Source organism: Pseudomonas sp. IT-P260, assembly GCF_949768395.1.
Taxonomy (GTDB): Bacteria; Pseudomonadota; Gammaproteobacteria; order Pseudomonadales; family Pseudomonadaceae; genus Aquipseudomonas; species Aquipseudomonas parakoreensis.
On sequence record NZ_CATKPO010000033.1, the window covers coordinates 505,740 to 521,922 of the forward strand.

The 16,183-nt window shown below is 60.7% G+C and carries 6 protein-coding genes; 3 read left to right on the forward strand and 3 right to left on the reverse strand.

All coding sequences use genetic code 11. The features are described 5' to 3' along the window. Positions 1-3: 3 nt before the first annotated feature. The gene (locus ACM6HV_RS16225) at positions 4-7,020 is read right to left on the reverse strand and encodes an NEL-type E3 ubiquitin ligase domain-containing protein (protein WP_414904729.1); all 7,017 of its coding nucleotides are present in this window, start codon (positions 7,018-7,020) and stop codon (positions 4-6) included. Positions 7,021-7,198: 178 nt separating this feature from the next. On the opposite strand from ACM6HV_RS16225, the gene ACM6HV_RS16230 reads away from it, so the two are divergent. Next, entirely contained in the window at positions 7,199-7,417 is a 219-nt protein-coding gene (locus ACM6HV_RS16230) for a DUF2970 domain-containing protein (protein WP_145598435.1), read from the forward strand. 6 nt (positions 7,418-7,423) lie between these two features. Here the strand turns inward: ACM6HV_RS16230 and ACM6HV_RS16235 are convergent, their stop codons facing one another. Further along, a complete protein-coding gene (locus ACM6HV_RS16235) occupies positions 7,424-8,497 on the reverse strand; it encodes an ABC transporter substrate-binding protein (RefSeq protein WP_145598434.1) in 1,074 nt (357 codons plus the stop codon). Between the two features lie 524 nt (positions 8,498-9,021). Here ACM6HV_RS16235 and ACM6HV_RS16240 point away from each other — a divergent pair. Together ACM6HV_RS16240 and ACM6HV_RS16245 are read left to right on the forward strand one after the other, a co-directional pair. Then, complete coding sequence (locus tag ACM6HV_RS16240) at positions 9,022-10,680, forward strand: nitrite/sulfite reductase (RefSeq protein WP_222019166.1); 1,659 nt, start codon at positions 9,022-9,024, stop codon at positions 10,678-10,680. After that, positions 10,664-11,158 carry a DUF934 domain-containing protein gene (locus tag ACM6HV_RS16245; RefSeq protein WP_041072696.1) on the forward strand — a complete coding sequence of 165 codons (495 nt, stop codon included), beginning with the start codon at positions 10,664-10,666 and terminating at the stop codon, positions 11,156-11,158. The genes ACM6HV_RS16240 and ACM6HV_RS16245 overlap by 17 nt, the downstream gene beginning before the upstream one ends. An 88-nt stretch (positions 11,159-11,246) precedes the next feature. Here the strand turns inward: ACM6HV_RS16245 and ACM6HV_RS16250 are convergent, their stop codons facing one another. Next, a complete protein-coding gene (locus tag ACM6HV_RS16250; RefSeq protein ID WP_414904730.1) occupies positions 11,247-16,082 on the reverse strand; it encodes an NEL-type E3 ubiquitin ligase domain-containing protein in 4,836 nt (1,611 codons plus the stop codon). Positions 16,083-16,183: the final 101 nt, after the last annotated feature.

Genomic DNA, 16,183 nt, shown 5'->3' on the forward strand with positions numbered 1-16,183 from the left:
ATTTTACGCGCCTGACGATTGCCCGGAGGAGCCGGGCATTGGTGCCTTGTCGGCAGACAAACCGATCCGTTCAATCTCCTGTCGCGTCAATTCGATGAGCCTGGCATTTCGCGCCGCCGCCTGATCAAACAACCGGCTCAGATAAAGCGGGTCGTCAGCACTCAGACCGTCGTCCTCGCCCTCCTCCATCAACTGCCCTTCATCCATTTGCCTGAACGCTTCGGGCTGCTGCTCCTTGAGGTAATCCAGCCAGAAATCGCGCTGGATCAGGTCCTCCAGAAACCGGTCGGAGTGCTCCGCGCTAACCACCTCGGCCCGCGCATCGAACAACTGCTGAGGCGTTACACCGGAGGCAAATTTCATGTTTTTCGGCTGCCCGGGCAATTCCAGTCCATCCTCCCAGCCACCGGTCAGACCGATCCGGTAACCGAGGCGGACTTCGGCTTCGTCAAAACCACTGCGCGCAGCCGCCGCTTTTGCCAGTTCATCGACCTTGTCCAGCCGGAACAGCTGCCGCGACAACGACAACAAGGCCTCGCCGCGAATTCCCGGGCGACCGGCCGGCAAATCGAGCAAGGCGTTATAGGTAAAGACCTTGCTCTCCAGGCCACTGAACGTGAGGATTCGCCCGTCCACGCACGTTCCATGGGTGGCCGAGCCGGCGAAAATCACCTCACGCAGTTCACTGTCGGCGGCGGCAGCCTCCATGACCCTCCAGACACGTCGGGTCAGGTCGGCATTGGCCACGCGAAACTCCTGGGTGTCCTGCAATCGGTCAAGCAAATGGAAGAATGCCCCGCTGTCCGGTTCCGCAGCCAGTTGATCCCAGAGCCGGTCTCGGGCGGACGCCTGCTCCGGCAGCAAATTCGCCAGCCACGGCGCCTTCTGCTGCGCATGGGACTGTTCGTCCGGGAGGGATTCGTCCGACTCGATGCTGTCCGTGGTTTCGCTGAGCCCGCCGGCAACGTCGTCAGCCATTTCCTCCAGTTCGGAACTCGAGAAACCGAGCACTCGCTGGCGGTTACCCGCCGTCTGATAGGCCCTGAGCCTTTCGAGGGACTCCTGCGACAGGTTGTAGTTGTCAGTCAGGTCGGTGCCGTCCATCAGCTCATCGTGCTGACCGTCCAGCGCCTCTTCGGGGATGGCGGCGATGTCATTGCGGCTGAGGTTCAGTGTCAGCAGGTGCTGCGCATCCAGCGCACCGGCCGGCCATTCCGCCAGGTTGTTGTTGCGCAGATCCAGACGTTGCAAATGCTCGAAATAGCTGACATCGAACGCATCGAGGTTGTTGTAGCTCAGGTCCAGAGCTTGCAGATGCTCCAGACCGGACAGCGCGGCATACAGGTGCTCGGTGTCGCCGAAGTGGTTGCTGGAAAGCTCGAGCCGCTCCAGCTGCGGCATTTGCCGGACGCCATCCGGCAGCGCTGTCAGCGCATTGCCATTAAGGGTCAGATGACGCAGGTGGGTGAACGACTTGAGAAACCCGTCGCTGCCCTCGGTCGTCACCCGAGTGCCTGTCAGGTCCAGGCTGCCGACATGCCCGAAATCCTCGGGCAGCGCCGGTAGATCGCCCAATTGCAGGCCGTTGAGATCCAGAACCGCATCGCCCCCGGCAACCGCTAACCTGGCGCGCCAGCAGGTGAGGATGCGCCACGCCGCGAGGCTGCGCGACTGCGAGGAGATGACCCAGTCGGCTCCACGGCTTTCGCGGGTATACAGCCAGCCGTTGAGTCGGCGAACGAGGGTTTCGAATGTCTGACTCCAGCCCGTGATCCGCTCCTCGATCTGCACATCGGTCGCGCCATCGCTACGCAGCGCCTCAATCACTTGCATGGCTTGTTCATCGCTAAAGGCCGGCTGCAACCGCTGCAGGTTCTGGCGCATGCGTGCCAGCCCGGTACTGACAGGTGCTGGCGTCAACGGCAGCAACTGACGGGCCACGGTCAAACCGTTCTCCACTGGGGGAAACGTCGCTGGCACGGGCTCCCGGGCAAATGCCTCCAGCGCGCCGGCAGGAAGGCCCAATTCGTGTTCGAGCCGCAGTTGCGCCGAACGCAGCTGCGCCGACGCCGCTGCGGTCAGAGGCGCCCCGGTCAGATTGGTGTTGAGCAGTGAGGTGCTCTCGAGCACGGCAGGTGGCAGCGTGCTGATACGGGTATCGCGCAGGTCCAGCCATGACAGTTGCGGCAAGCCTTCTGCGCCTGCCGGCCAATGTTGCAGGTGCGTACGCTGCAGGTCGAGGGCCTTCAAGCGCCGCAGACTGCCGACGTTCAACTCGCTCAGCGGATTGTTGCGCAGATTCAGTTGTTCGAGCGCAGGCAATTCACTCAATCCGCTCTGCAGGCGTGAACTGTCGGTCAACAGGTTGTCGGCGAGGTCCAGGTGCATCAGGCGCGAAAGGCGCTGCGACTCGATTGGCCATTCGTGCAAGGCATTGTTACTCAGATCAAGGGTGCGGACTTCGCTGAAAGCGCTGATGAAACCGCGCATCTGCGCACCGGCAACCCGCTGGCCATTGAGCAGCAGCGTGCGTACATGCGCAAAGGCGTCTGCCGGCAACACCGGAAGTTCGCTGAGCCTCAACCCCGACAAATCCACGGTCGAGGCGCTGATCGTTGCGCCATAGCGCTTGAACAGTCCGTTGCGCCAACTGGCTTTGAGAACATGGGCCAGGTTTGATCGCGCGATCAGTTCGGACAGCGATTCTGCCGACACCACCAGGCGCTGCTGCCACTGACTCAGTTCACGTTCCAGCGCAGCATATTGATCGCTCAAGGCATTGATGGCGGTGAAACGCTGTTGCTCATCCGGCCATTGCTCGAAGAAACGTTGGAATATGCCCTCGGTGGATTGATGCACACCCTCGCCCAGGCGCCGCAACTCGCCGCGACAATAATCCCTGACCATCGTCTCTCGATCGATCAGGTGTTCCGGCAGGGTTTTGACGTATTCGTACACGCCCGCGAAGTTTTCCCGGGAGAATCTTGACCAGTCCAGCGACAGCCCCGACCAGAGTTTTTCGTGCCCCTGCAGCAGCTCGGCGGGCACGGTGCTGATGCTCGTGTCCCGGAGGTTCAGACGCTCCAGGGCCGGTAACTCCAGCGCACCCGCAGGCCAGTCGAACAATGAATAGGCGACGATATCCAGGCTGCGCAAATTGCGCATGCCGCTGACGTCGAACGCCAGTGACTGGTAACTCGAGGTACTGACACTCAATGCTTCAAGTCGGGTCAATTGAGCCAGGCGTGCCGGCATGTCGGCGGCATAGGGCATCGCGCCGTAGAGCGTCAGGTCAGTCAGTTCCGGCATGTTCTGCAGCACCGTCGGCACATTGGTAAACGTTTCTGCGGTGCCATTGATGCGCAGCGCCTTGAGCCTGGGGAAACGGCCCAACAGTTCATCGCCATTGGCATCGGTGATGCAACGCCCTCTGATGCGCAGGTCGCGCACATGCGAGAAATCTGCCGTCAGCTCCGGCAACGGGTCGTCGCACGTCAGATCGAGGCGTGCGGCACTCGCCTGACTGTCGGCCAGCGGCGCATGGCGCCAGCTCTGCTTGAGGCTGCGCACGACGCTGGATTTGCCGCCAATCATCGATTGCAGCGTCGGCTCCGGGGAAGGCACACCTTCCCATTGCGCCAGTGTCGATTCGAGCGCCTGCCATTCACGCAAGCGCCGTTGCAACATCTCGTAGATCTGCGCGTCAGTCCGCCCGGCGGCCAATTGCTTGAGGATGAACCCGCCCGCCTGCTGATCAGTGAGCGCTGGATACACATCCTGCACGCGCGTCACCAGCAGCGGGTTCACGCCTTCGCCGCGACCGCTGGCGTAATAACCCAGGCCATGCTGGCGTACCCGCACCGGCGCCTTGAAGCGCTGCTTGTGGCCATGGCGCCTGCTCGCCAGCCGAGCCAGTTCGGTGCGGTGGCGGGTCACATACTTGATCAGTGCACGGCGCAATCCGGCACTCCGCGAAACCTCGGCAAAACCCAGAGCCTGTCGCGTCTGATCGGGCAACGCATGGAGGATCGAGGCAAAAAAGTTGTCCCCGCGCCGCGGGACGCCGTTGAGCGCTTCCCCGTTCGCGTCGTACGCCTGATAGACCGGCCCGCGCTTGACCAGATACTGGGTCTGACCGGCGCTTTCGCTGCCGATGCTGTCAATCAACGGCCCGTCGACACTGCCTTCGCGTACTTCCAGACGCACTTCGTCCGACCAGCCCGGCAGCCGCTCCAGGGCGCGCAAGGCCAGCCATTGGCTGTCGCCACCGGCCGAATTTTCCATGTGCAGACCGGCAATCGCATGGTTGAAGCGCCGCTGCCGGGCATATTCACGGGAGATCTCCAGCAGCCGCAACGGTACCCGCCCACCGTTCTGCAGACGCGTCAGTTCCTCGGCGTTCGCCTCGAGCAGTACACGGATTGCAGCCGAACTGCCCAGCCCCGGCGTGGCGGCTTGTAGCCTGGCGATTCGCGGGTCGTTCAACGCGGGCTCGTCATACAGCCGGTCGAACATCGCCGGCTGCCGGGTTCGCAGGTAATCGGCGATCTGTTTGCGCAACTCCAGCGGCCGGGATTCCATGACCCGCGCTGGCTCCGCGCCCAGCAGCCAAACAGTTTGCGGCTCATCCAGCGTTGCCAGAATGCGCTCAGGCAGTTGGCCGTCGAGCACGTCGGCGCGGGTGATCCGGATCGGCGCACGCGTCGGGTCCTCGATTGCAGCTGACTGCGCGCCGAACAGACGGCTGGGGCCGGACAACTGCGGTCCGTCGAAGACTTCCAGCATCTGCCCGCTCGGCCAGCGCGGCATTTGCGTGAGCATGGGCAGCGTCAGCAGGTACGAATCGTCAAGCCTGGTTCCTCGTTCGACTTGGTCGATCAAGCGCCCGACCTGCTGATTCGCCTCATACAAGCGCAGCGTGTCGGCCAGGGCCAGTGGCGCCGGCTGGTGATCAAGGTGCATCTGGCGCAGGGCATCATCACTGACACCACTGAGGTCGGCGATTTCGAGCAATTGCTCATCCGAAAATGCGTCAGTCGAGTGACCGATGCGCCGCAGCAAGGTCAGTCGATCCCAGTGCAGCGGCCGCTCTAGGGTGTGGCGCCAGGCGCCCAGTCGATTGTGCTCGAGGATCGGTTGATACGCCGCCGGATCCTGCGGGTGGAGGATGCGCCAGTTATTCAGGTTCTCGTCGTATTGCGTCTGATAGAGCTTGCCCTGCTGGCGAATGAACGTCTTGCCGTCGAATCGATACACGCCTTGCGCGTCGGGCCCGGCAGTCGCAGGCAGGACAATATCGCTGGCGTAGGCATCAAGGTCGGGTTTCCACAGGCGAACCGAGCCATCGGGCCGCTCGACCGGTTGCAGGTGCTCGATCACGGGTTCGGCGGAGGCCGCGCGCAGTCGGCTTACGCCCTTGCCCACTGCGCCCATTACGCCAATCAGTGCCAGGTTCTGCGCCACATCGACCAGATGCGCCTTGGCAGCCTGGCGATCGCCTTCCGACCATTCGATGGCGCCTTCGAAGGACTCGTAGAGCAGTTGCCCCGCCATCACGGTCATCATGATTTCGCCCAGCACCGGGACGAACATCGACACCATGTTCAACCCCAGCATGCCGAGTTCGAGCAAATGACTGAGTTTGGCTGCGCGGACCCGGGCGTCGACGTCCGCCGTGGGGACAGCATGGGCGCGCGCGTCGGCGATGAATTTGGCCCGGTGCTGTTCGTAAAGGTATTGCCACAAATCGGTGTTGGCGCCCCAGATCCCGGCAACGTCCTGGCGCGTGATGGCAAACGGGTCGAGATACGGGTCAGGGTGCGGCTCGCGCTTGCCGGGGACTTCGGGTGGCAACTCCTTGATCTGCACGATAGTGGACAGTGGCGGTATCAGCTGTGCGACCTTGACCCAGATCGAATGCAACGGGTCACTCGGGGCGTCCGCGGCCTTCTGGGTGAACTGACTGAAATAGTAAGGGCGGTCGGCGTAGGCCACGAACTGACTGAAAAACCGCTGGTAAGCCGTCGGTCCTTGCCCGGTCACCGTAGTGTCGGTCGCCGTGAACTTGCGTTTGAACACCTCACGCATCTGCGCGCCGCTGTAACGCTTGAGCGGGTGTTGCGGGTCATGGGGAATGTAGACGATGAATTCGTTGGTGTAGCGGTAGCGCTCGCTGATGCTGAACACGACGCAACCGGTCATCCGCCGTTTCATCAGGCTCAGATCGCGAAACCAAACGGCCTTGCCGCCAAGTTGTGGGTGGATCTGACCGTCCACCACCGACAGAATCATCCGGTAGTCGGCAGGCTCAATGTCTTTTTTCAGCAACGCCCATTGCGCGGCGGCACGCAGCGCGGCTTTCTGACTGGCAATGAACTGCCCACGCAAGGTATCGTTGTTCTCGAAAAACGCTTTGATCCGTGTCTGATAAAGCGAACCGACGTCGAGTGAACGACACAGCGTCAGAAACTGACTGACCGAGATGCCGATTTCTGCGGCCTGAAACTCGCCGGGGGTCGCTGTCTCGACCACGAAACCGGATTGGGCGTGATAGGCCCCTGCTTCACATTCCCAGGCCTCGAAGTTGTGCAGTGCCGCTTGCAACAATGGCAGTTTCAACACTTCGAAGGTGGACACTTCCACCTCCAGCACTCCGAGTTCGAGGGGCCGTCTGAGACACAGCAAGGTCTTGGCGAGATCGACCGTGACGTTGAACTGATCCTTGAGTGCCTCGCCAAGCAACGTTTGGGCAAATGCCTCGACGCTTTCGAGGCCGGCCATGGTCTTGTCGAGTCGGGTCTGGGCGACAAAGGCAGCCGTGACCTGGTCTTTCAAGACTTGTTGCTGTTCCTGCGGGAATTCGTGATAGCCGGGCGGTGGACGGGTACTGGCCGCTTTCATTGCGGCTCGCCGGGCTGGCGAGGCGGCAATCAGCCAATCGGGGATCACCTGCTCAAGCAACCTGCCGTGGACGCTGGCGCTGACGGGCGCACGGGGCAACGTCGGGGAATGATGGGACATCCTGTCTCTCCTGAATAATGGGAGCACAGGACACCATGTCCGCCGCAGTGACTTGCGGTACATAGTTATCGCATCGCCGTGGACGTATGACCGGACACGTCAGGATCCCCCGTGCGCCCACGGGCACAACCCACAGGATTGACTATGCTGTCGGGACAGCCTTTCGGACGGGGGATTTATGGACGATCCAGTCGACAACAAACCACCGAGCTTCTGGCAGATGCTGCACAGCGTGATGGCGGCGGCATTTGGCGTGCAAAGCGGGAAGAATCGGGCAAGGGACTTCACCCATGGCAAGCCCGGCCATTTCGTGATCCTGGGGATCGGCTTCACCGCCGTGTTCGCCCTGACACTGTTTGCCATCGTCAAACTGGTGCTGCATTTCGCCGGGGTCTGAGGGCTGTCAGTGCATCAGGGTCTGCAGGTCGAACGGGTAACGATACGAGGCCGGACGCCCCTTGGCGGACAGCTTGCGAAAGCTCACCCCGTAACCCGGTGCCGAGCCCATGGCCAGAATCTGCCGGGCCTGATGCTTGTCGATCAGTTGCAGCAACGGCACCTGGCGATCACGCCCGCCATAGCGGGCCAGGTCGACGCCCTGGTCGTAGTCATGCAATTCCACCAGCGCCCAGCCACCGAGGGTGAAATGACCGCCCACCAGTGCGCTCAGGCGTCCATCGATCACCGCCTGCAACGCCTCGGATGAGGTATTGACCGCACTGAACAGCACGTCCTTGCCCGGCACCTTGCCCGCTTCGGCAAACGCGCGCATGGCGCCGAACGCCATCTCGTCATTCGCCGACCACACCAGTGACACCTTCGGATACCGGCTGACCAGTTGCCGCGCCTGCTCGTAGGCGCGCTGCCGTGTCCAGCCGCTGTACACCAGTTGTCGCAGGCGCACCTGAGGATGTTCGGCCAAGGCGCGCTGCATGCCGCGCTCGCGCAATTGCGCCGACGGCGTGATCTTCAGGCCGGAAAACGCCAGCACTTCGATCGGCTCGTCTCGCGCCACTGGCGGATGCAAGCGAATCAACTCTTTCATCATCAGGTAGCCGCCCTCCTCGTCATTGGGCACCAGGCTGCCAATGCGATCGGCACGCTCGCCGACCAGCGCCTGCTGATCGGCGGTCAGCACCGCGTTGACCATGAACAGCTTGACCCCGCTGCCTTCCGCCAGGCGCAGGATCTGTGGTGCAACGTACTGCTCGTTGACGAACATCAGGTAGTCGGGACGGTTCGGTCCCTGCAGGGCAATCCTGGCCTGGGCTACGGTGAGTTCGGGCTGGCGTCGGGAATAGAGGATCTGCAAATCGACGCCAAGGTCGTGGGCCGCCGCTTGCATGAATTGCGAATAGCTGACCCAGAACGCTTCCTGAGTCGTACCCGGGTTGAGGAACAGCACCGACTCGGCCCGGGCTGCGGATCCGAAAACCGCACCGAACAGCAGGAGGCTGAGGCAGAAAAACTTCAACATGAAAGACCCGGGCCCAAGGAAAAATGGCCGCGCATTATAGCCCCCGAATCAGCGGCTATTGACGCCTGATCCCGTTTTTTGTCCGACAATCGTCGGAAGCGGACCCGGATCGGTCGTTTACTGATGGCTGACCCAGAATACCGCTGTCCCTACGACCAGAATAATCAGGAACAGAATGGCCCATGCATCGACACTGCTATCGCTTTTCTTTGCCTTGGTCGGATTGCTCATTGCATCGCCTCTTGTCGGTTTTATCGGTGATTGCAGAAAGACTCGATCACAGTTAAGACGATGATTGTCCCCGCGACAAATGTGGGTTAATCAACAACTATTCTCGTTAGGCGATTTGGTTCTTTACATATACTCAAACATCACTTTTGCGCATAACTGCAAACGGGTATATTGCCCCGGCTCCGTTAGGGAGTGCGCGGCCGTGCGCGCGTAATTGCAGAGGCACCATCGGACTCCAGCAAGCGAAAACGCAGCGTTTTCCGAGTAGCCCAAAGCCTGAGAACAGGACTTATATGTACGTATACGACGAGTACGATCAGCGGATCATCGAGGACCGCGTCAAGCAGTTCCGTGATCAGACCCGACGCTATCTGGCAGGTGAGCTGAGCGAAGAAGAATTCCGCCCCCTGCGCCTGCAAAATGGCCTGTACATCCAGCGTTTTGCGCCGATGTTGCGTGTGGCGGTGCCTTACGGCCAACTGACTTCCCGTCAGGTGCGCATGATGGCGAAGATTGCCCGCGACTACGACAAGGGCTACGCCCACATCAGTACCCGGCAGAACGTGCAGTTCAACTGGCCGGCGGTGGAAGACATCCCGGACATCCTCGCGGAACTGGCCACCGTGCAGATGCACGCGATCCAGACCAGCGGCAACTGCCTGCGCAACGTCACCACCGACCAGTTCGCCGGTGTCGCCGCCGATGAAGTGATCGACCCGCGCCCATGGTGCGAAATCGTCCGTCAGTGGACTACATTCCACCCGGAATTCGCCTACCTGCCACGCAAATTCAAGATTGCCGTCAACGGATCGACCGCTGACCGTGCCGCCATCGAAGTTCACGACATCGGCCTCGAGCCGGTCCACAACGCCGCCGGCGAACTGGGTTTCCGTGTACTGGTCGGCGGTGGCCTGGGCCGTACCCCGGTGGTCGGCGCATTCATCAACGAGTTCCTGCCGTGGCAGGACCTGTTGAGCTACCTCGACGCCATCCTGCGTGTGTACAACCGCTATGGCCGTCGCGACAACAAATACAAGGCGCGGATCAAGATCCTCGTCAAGGCGCTGACCCCCGAAGTCTTCGCGCAAAAAGTCGATGCCGAGATGGAGCACCTGCGCGGCGGCCAGACCACACTGACCGAAGCCGAACTGCATCGCGTTGCCAAGCACTTCGTCGATCCGGACTACAAGGCGCTGGAGAACCAGACCACCGCCCTGGCCGAACTCGACAAAGAGCATCCGGGTTTCGCCCGCTGGCGCTCGCGCAACACCCTGGCGCACAAGAAGCCGGGGTATGTCGCGGTGACCCTGTCGCTGAAACCCACCGGCGTTGCCCCGGGCGACATCACCGACAAACAGCTGGACGCCGTCGCCGACCTGGCCGAGCGCTACAGTTTCGGTCAACTGCGCACGTCCCACGAGCAGAACATCATTCTGGCCGACGTCGAGCAGAGCCAGTTGTTTACCCTGTGGGGCGAACTGCGTGAAAGCGGTTTCGCCACGCCAAACATTGGCCTGCTGACCGACATTATCTGCTGCCCGGGCGGTGATTTCTGCTCGCTGGCCAACGCCAAGTCGATCCCGATCGCCGAATCGATCCAGCGCCGCTTCGACGACCTGGACTACCTGTTCGACATCGGTGAGCTGGACCTGAACATCTCCGGCTGCATGAACGCCTGTGGTCACCACCACGTCGGACACATCGGCATTCTCGGAGTGGACAAGAAAGGTGAAGAGTTCTACCAGGTGTCCCTCGGTGGCAGCGCCAGCCGTGACGCGAGCCTGGGCAAGATCCTCGGCCCGTCCTTTGCTCAGGACGACATGCCGGACGTGATCTCGAAGCTGATCGACGTGTACGTTGAACAACGTACCGAAGACGAGCGCTTCATCGACACCTACCAGCGTATTGGCATCGACCTCTTCAAGGAACGCGTCTATGCAGCGAATCATTAAGAACAACGAAGTCGTCGACGAAACCTGGCACCTGCTGCCGAAAGATTTCAACATCGACGACATCAGCAATTGCGACGATCTGATCGTTCCGTTGCAGCTTTGGCGTGAACACAGCCGCATGCTCAAGGCCCGCGACGGCGGACTGGGTGTGTGGCTGGACGCCGATGAAGAAGCCGAGGAAATCGGTGACGACGTCGCGCAGTTCCAGGTGATTGCCCTGAACTTCCCGGCCTTCACCGACGGCCGCAACTACTCCAACGCCCGCCTGCTGCGCGACCGTTACGGTTTCAAAGGCGAACTGCGGGCGATTGGCGATGTGCTGCGTGACCAGTTGTTCTACATGCACCGCTGCGGTTTCGACGCGTTCGCCTTGCGCGCCGACAAAGACCCGTACGAAGCACTGGAAAGCCTGAAGGACTTCTCGGTCACTTATCAGGCCGCCACCGACGAACCGCTGCCGCTGTTCCGTCGTCGCTGATCGAAAAACGCCTTGAGCCTGCAATCGGGCTCAAGGCGTTGTTCATTCCGGGCGTTAACGCCAAGCGTTGCGTGCAAGCGACGCCTCATCAAGCCTCCATCATTTCAGCCGTCGCGGCCTTTGACGCGTCAGGTTCGGCGTGGCGTGCCAATGCCTGATCCGTCAGTTGCCCGATCAATTCCCGGCGCTGATTACCGAAGTTGTCGAGGATGGCATTCATCTGCGTCGAGGCCGCCTCGCGCGTCAGTTCGATCTGCCCTTCCAATTGCGCCATCGCCCGCGACGTCTGTTCGTTCACCGCGGAAAACCGATCACCGTGAGCCGACTCCAGATACTCGACCCAGAACGTCTGCGCCATGCTCCAGTCGCGTAAGGCGCCGCTGCTCTCGGTCTTGAGCACCTGTTGAAAGGCCTGATCCAGAACGCTCGGCGACACCTCGACAGTCAAGGGGCTGCTCAGCGTTCGTGGCTGCGCCGGCAGGTTCAGGCGTTGCGCCAGCCCCACCCGATAGGCCAGGCTGACTTGCAACGCCTGATCGTAGTCCATCGGCGCGGTGTGGAAACGTGCGCTGATGTCCGCCAGCGCCAGGCTTTCCACTTCGTGCAAACGGAACAGGCCCTTGAGCAGACTCACCAGTTGCTCTTCCAGCGCCTGCACACCGGCGGTAGCTGCCGCCCTCGCCCGGAAACACAAGACCAGCACTTCCATTTCGCTGAACAACGCGCTGTACCCGTCGACACTGACCCTGGCACTGCGCGCCGCACTGAACAATGACCGGCGCAGGCGCTGATCGCCGGCCGCCGCGTCCACCACATCCCAGACACGCTGACGCAAATGCGGATACACGCGGGTGAATTCCGCGGTGTGCACCAGTTGCAACAGCACTTGGAAAAAATCCGTGGAATCGGGTGACGCGCGCAGCGCCTCCCAGACCTCGCGCCGGGACGACGCCACGCTAGCACTTTCCCCAGCCAGCCACTCCACGCTTTGATCTTCCCGCGCCACGGTTTGCAGTGGAGATTTGCGCCCCTCCATGGCCGTCACACCAAAACGACCACTGAAGGTCTGCTGATAAGTCGCGATCTTTTTCAGCGTGTCGGAGGACAACGGATTACCGTGCAAGCGAATCAGCTGCGGCAATTGGGTAGTGTCGAACGCCTGTGCTGGCAAGGTTTCAATCCGGTTGTCGCGCAGATCCAGCAACTGCAATCGACGCAGCCCGGACAGGCGCGGTGGCCAGTGTGTCATCCGGCTTGCGCGCACGGTCAACTGCTCAAGATGCGCCAGCCCACCGAGATCGGGCAGCTGCGCCAGGTTCGGGTTGAAATCAAGGTGCAGCACCCGCAGGTCTTTCATCCGCCCCAATTGAGCAAGCGATGCTTCAGAGGACTGCAGGCGATTGCTGCTCAGGTCCAGATGCGTCAGCCAGCGTATTCGCTCCAGCGACTCGGGCAACTGGCTGAGCTGATTGTCGCTCAGTGACAGGCTGCGCAACTGGCTGAAGTTGCGCAGAAATTCGTTTAGTCCGGCATGGGGCATTACACCGTCCATGATGACCCGCCCGACATGACTGAAATCGGCCACCACCGGCGGCAGCTCCCCCAAAGGCTCCGGCGCGAACCGCAAGGTGCCATATAAACTTTGGTCTGCAGCCACATTCCCCGGCTCCTTGCGCCAACTGCGAATGATCGCGCGCATGGCGCGCAGCTTGCTGCCACGGGAAGTCGGCTGCCGTGTGCCATCGGCGCTCAGGTGCCAAGTCTGACGGCTGACCCAGCGACTCAAGGTTTCTCTGAGCGCGAAAAACTCCAGCCGCAGCGCTTCGAGCTTCATCAGTACCTTGATTTCGTTGGTGCCCAGAGCGTTGAGCAGACGATGAATCTGCGCAGGGGTGTACATCGGATACAGCTCCAGGGCCCGGCGCACCATGACATTGGTCACCTCGCCGGAGGTCGCACCGGACACGACAGCGGTACGCTCGGCCAGTCCCATGGGTGACAGCTCTCCGAGACGCGCGCCGACGCTCTGCGCGAAGATCGTCCGTCGCTCCTGCGCCACGCGGGTAATCTTTTCCTGCAGCGCGGCGGCACCATTTTCCGCCTGTACGCCCAGCGCCGTCCTGCGCTGTGCCGAAAGCCCCATCCAGAGTGCCCGGAAATAGTGTTCGCGGGTGCGCCTGGTGAATGTGACAAGCGGTGCGTCGGTGCCCTGGATAACGTTGATTCGATCCTCGAACACACTGACCACCGTGCGCTCGCTGGCTGTCGCCGGTCCAATCGCGGCTGCCGAATCATGGGTCGCGGTCCATTCGAGTATTTGCACGAACGCGGCGTCTGACCAGCCCGGGAGGTGTTTGAGTGCATCGAGCACCAGTCGATTGGTGTACTGCCCTCCTGCCCCATCGAGATACAGACCTTCGTAGGCGCGACAGACACGGATCATCTGCTGATAACGCCGGGCCTCCTCCGCCAGCCGCAAGGGCACGCGTTTCGCGTCCAGCTCGTGCCACTCACCACTGAACGCATTGTTCACCAGCTCTTCGGCGGCACTGGCGGGCAGCTCGGTAAAGTGTTGCATCAGTACCGCGACCCGGGGATGGCTTGGGACTTGGCTACGCTGGTATACCCGCCGGAACAAATCGGGGCGCGCGGTTTGAGCCTGTTCGGCAATGATCCGCGCCAGTTCCTGTGCTTGCACTTCAGTGTTCGTCGACACGTTGCCGAGCAGGCTTTCTCGCTGATTGCGCGAGAGCTTCGACAGCAGCGAATGGTGTAACTGACCTTTTTGCAACGCGTCCTCAGTCAGCCGGATAACGCTCTTGGCGGTTTGCGAACCGTAACGGTTGACTGGGTAATCCAACGCGTTGACCACGCTGATTGCGTTATCGGAGGGCCATTTCACGGCGGCGGTGAGCACATGCAACTGCAGATCAGGGTCGGCCAGCGCTGCAGCACTCGGCGCCTGCAACTGTTCGATAAACGCCCTGACTGCAGCGTCCGCCATGAAACGTTGCACGGTATCGACCAGCAGTGCCGGGGTCTGCACCTGATCGATATGCACCTGCCGCAACACGCTGTCATCAAGTCCACTGACCGCCAGAACACGCGTCGCCACGGCGTCCGGGATCGCTTCTCTGGCGTAGCCGAAACGACGAAACAACGTCAGCCGCCCCCACTCCTGCACCCGCTCCGAGTCATGGCGCCAGGCACCGCGGTCATTGGTTTCGAGCAACGGACGGTAGCCTTCTGCTGCGCCCGGTGGAGGCAGCACTTCCCACAATTCGGTTTCAGGTTGCTGATGCACCGCGTACCGAACGGTGTCGAGGGTGACGTAAGCCTGTCCCTCGAACCAACGCAGTCCGCGCTCATCGACGGGCAATCCTTTGGGCAACCGTCGAAGCTGACGATAAGCCCTGAGATCCGGCTTCCACAGACGCAAGCGTCCACCGCCCGGATTGACCGCAATCAAACGTTCGATGAAGGCCGATGACCTGACGGTTTTATAGGCTGCCCCGATGGCTTTCGTCCCGGCAGCGAAAGCAGCCATCAGAATGATGTTTTCGATGACATCGAACAGGTGATCCGTGGCCTGCTCCTGCTCGCCACGGGTCCAGCTCGCAATGCCTTCATACACATGCGACAGTAGCTGCAGAGTGCCCAGCGTCAACAGCACTTCACCCACTCCGGGCAAAAACGAGGCCGCGACCAGCAGTAGATTGATACCGATTTCCTTGAAAGTCTCCAGGCGTGCGAGGCGGGTTTTCTCGTCTTCATCATCCGTGGGAACCACCAGAAGCCGGGCGTCGGCCAAAGTCCGCGCAACCTGCTGACGGTGTATCCAGGTAAAGGGATCGCCCTCAATATCGACACCCGTCAACGTCACGTAGGTGCCGGTGCCCGTCAGTAGTGAACTGCCACCGGGGTACAAGCGAATGTTCAGTTCCTGTTGAAAGGCCGCGCGCTCGCCCAGCTTCAGGAAGCCCATGAAAAACGTCTTGAACGCCGGATTTTTCAGGCGTCTGCTCAACTCGACCTCAAAGTCGGTGAACGAGGCATATTCTTTCAGCGGATGCAGCGGATCGCCCGGCAGGTAAACGACACAGCGATAATCATCGTCGGCGTGCTCACTGACAGGTCCGATGAACAGTGGGCCATGCAGGGTCATGTTGAACATTTCCAGACTCTGATACCCCAGGGTGTTTTTCCCCAGTTTGATCGTGCTGTCGCCGTCCTTCACGGACTTCAACATTTGGTGAACCGACGTGCTGATATGTTTTTTCATCAGCGCAATATGCCGTTCAACATCAAAACAACTTCGCACATGGGCAGCGCACTGGGTAAGCACATTGTTCGATTCGACGTTAAGTTCAAATACCGATTCAAGATGAGTCTGATATTGCTTGCCCAGATCCAGTGTCCGGCACAATTGTGCAAACTCATGGGGTTGTATTGGCAATATCGAAGCCACGCCACCGTTCAGTTCCTGCGGTATATAGATCAGTGAAGTGTCGCCGTAGTTATTCGCTTCGGTTTCGCGGGATTCGAAGTTCTCGCACGCGGCGACCAGCAGATCGCGATTGATCGGCAGCACCAGTTTTTTGCGCAGTCCCAGCAGGCTCGACGTTGAACGCACGTGTTGAAACACCACGCCGGACACATCCAGTGGCATGGACAGCTTGTCGGACATGGCCTTGGCCAGCAAGGGGGAGCAAAACTGCTCAGGTGACTGCAGTTTGTTCAGGAGCGCGCCTGCGGTACTGCGCGTGCGATGACTGTCAATGAGGCTGTCGTAGAGTTCGCGGCGCAACGCCTCGGGAGCCGCCAATAGCCAGGACGGTGCATTCTTTTTGATCAAATCAAAAAAGAGGCCTTTCTGTTCTGAAGTTGGCGTGGCTGGCGTAGTTGTATCGGTTAACGAGGACATGATGATCTCAAGCACTTAAAGGAGTCATCAGCTTAACGAGCCGACCTCTTTATAAAAGCGCGAATAACAGATCAAACTAAAGGTCGCACAATCAACATTTC

Bases quoted from the DNA above. Each gene is read 5' to 3' on its own strand.
- ACM6HV_RS16225 (WP_414904729.1), bottom strand. From the start codon at position 7,020: ATGTCCCATCATTCCCCGACGTTGCCCCGTGCGCCCGTCAGCGCCAGC.
- ACM6HV_RS16230 (WP_145598435.1), top strand. From the start codon at position 7,199: ATGGACGATCCAGTCGACAACAAACCACCGAGCTTCTGGCAGATGCTG.
- ACM6HV_RS16235 (WP_145598434.1), bottom strand. From the start codon at position 8,497: ATGTTGAAGTTTTTCTGCCTCAGCCTCCTGCTGTTCGGTGCGGTTTTC.
- ACM6HV_RS16240 (WP_222019166.1), top strand. From the start codon at position 9,022: ATGTACGTATACGACGAGTACGATCAGCGGATCATCGAGGACCGCGTC.
- ACM6HV_RS16245 (WP_041072696.1), top strand. From the start codon at position 10,664: ATGCAGCGAATCATTAAGAACAACGAAGTCGTCGACGAAACCTGGCAC.
- ACM6HV_RS16250 (WP_414904730.1), bottom strand. From the start codon at position 16,082: ATGTCCTCGTTAACCGATACAACTACGCCAGCCACGCCAACTTCAGAA.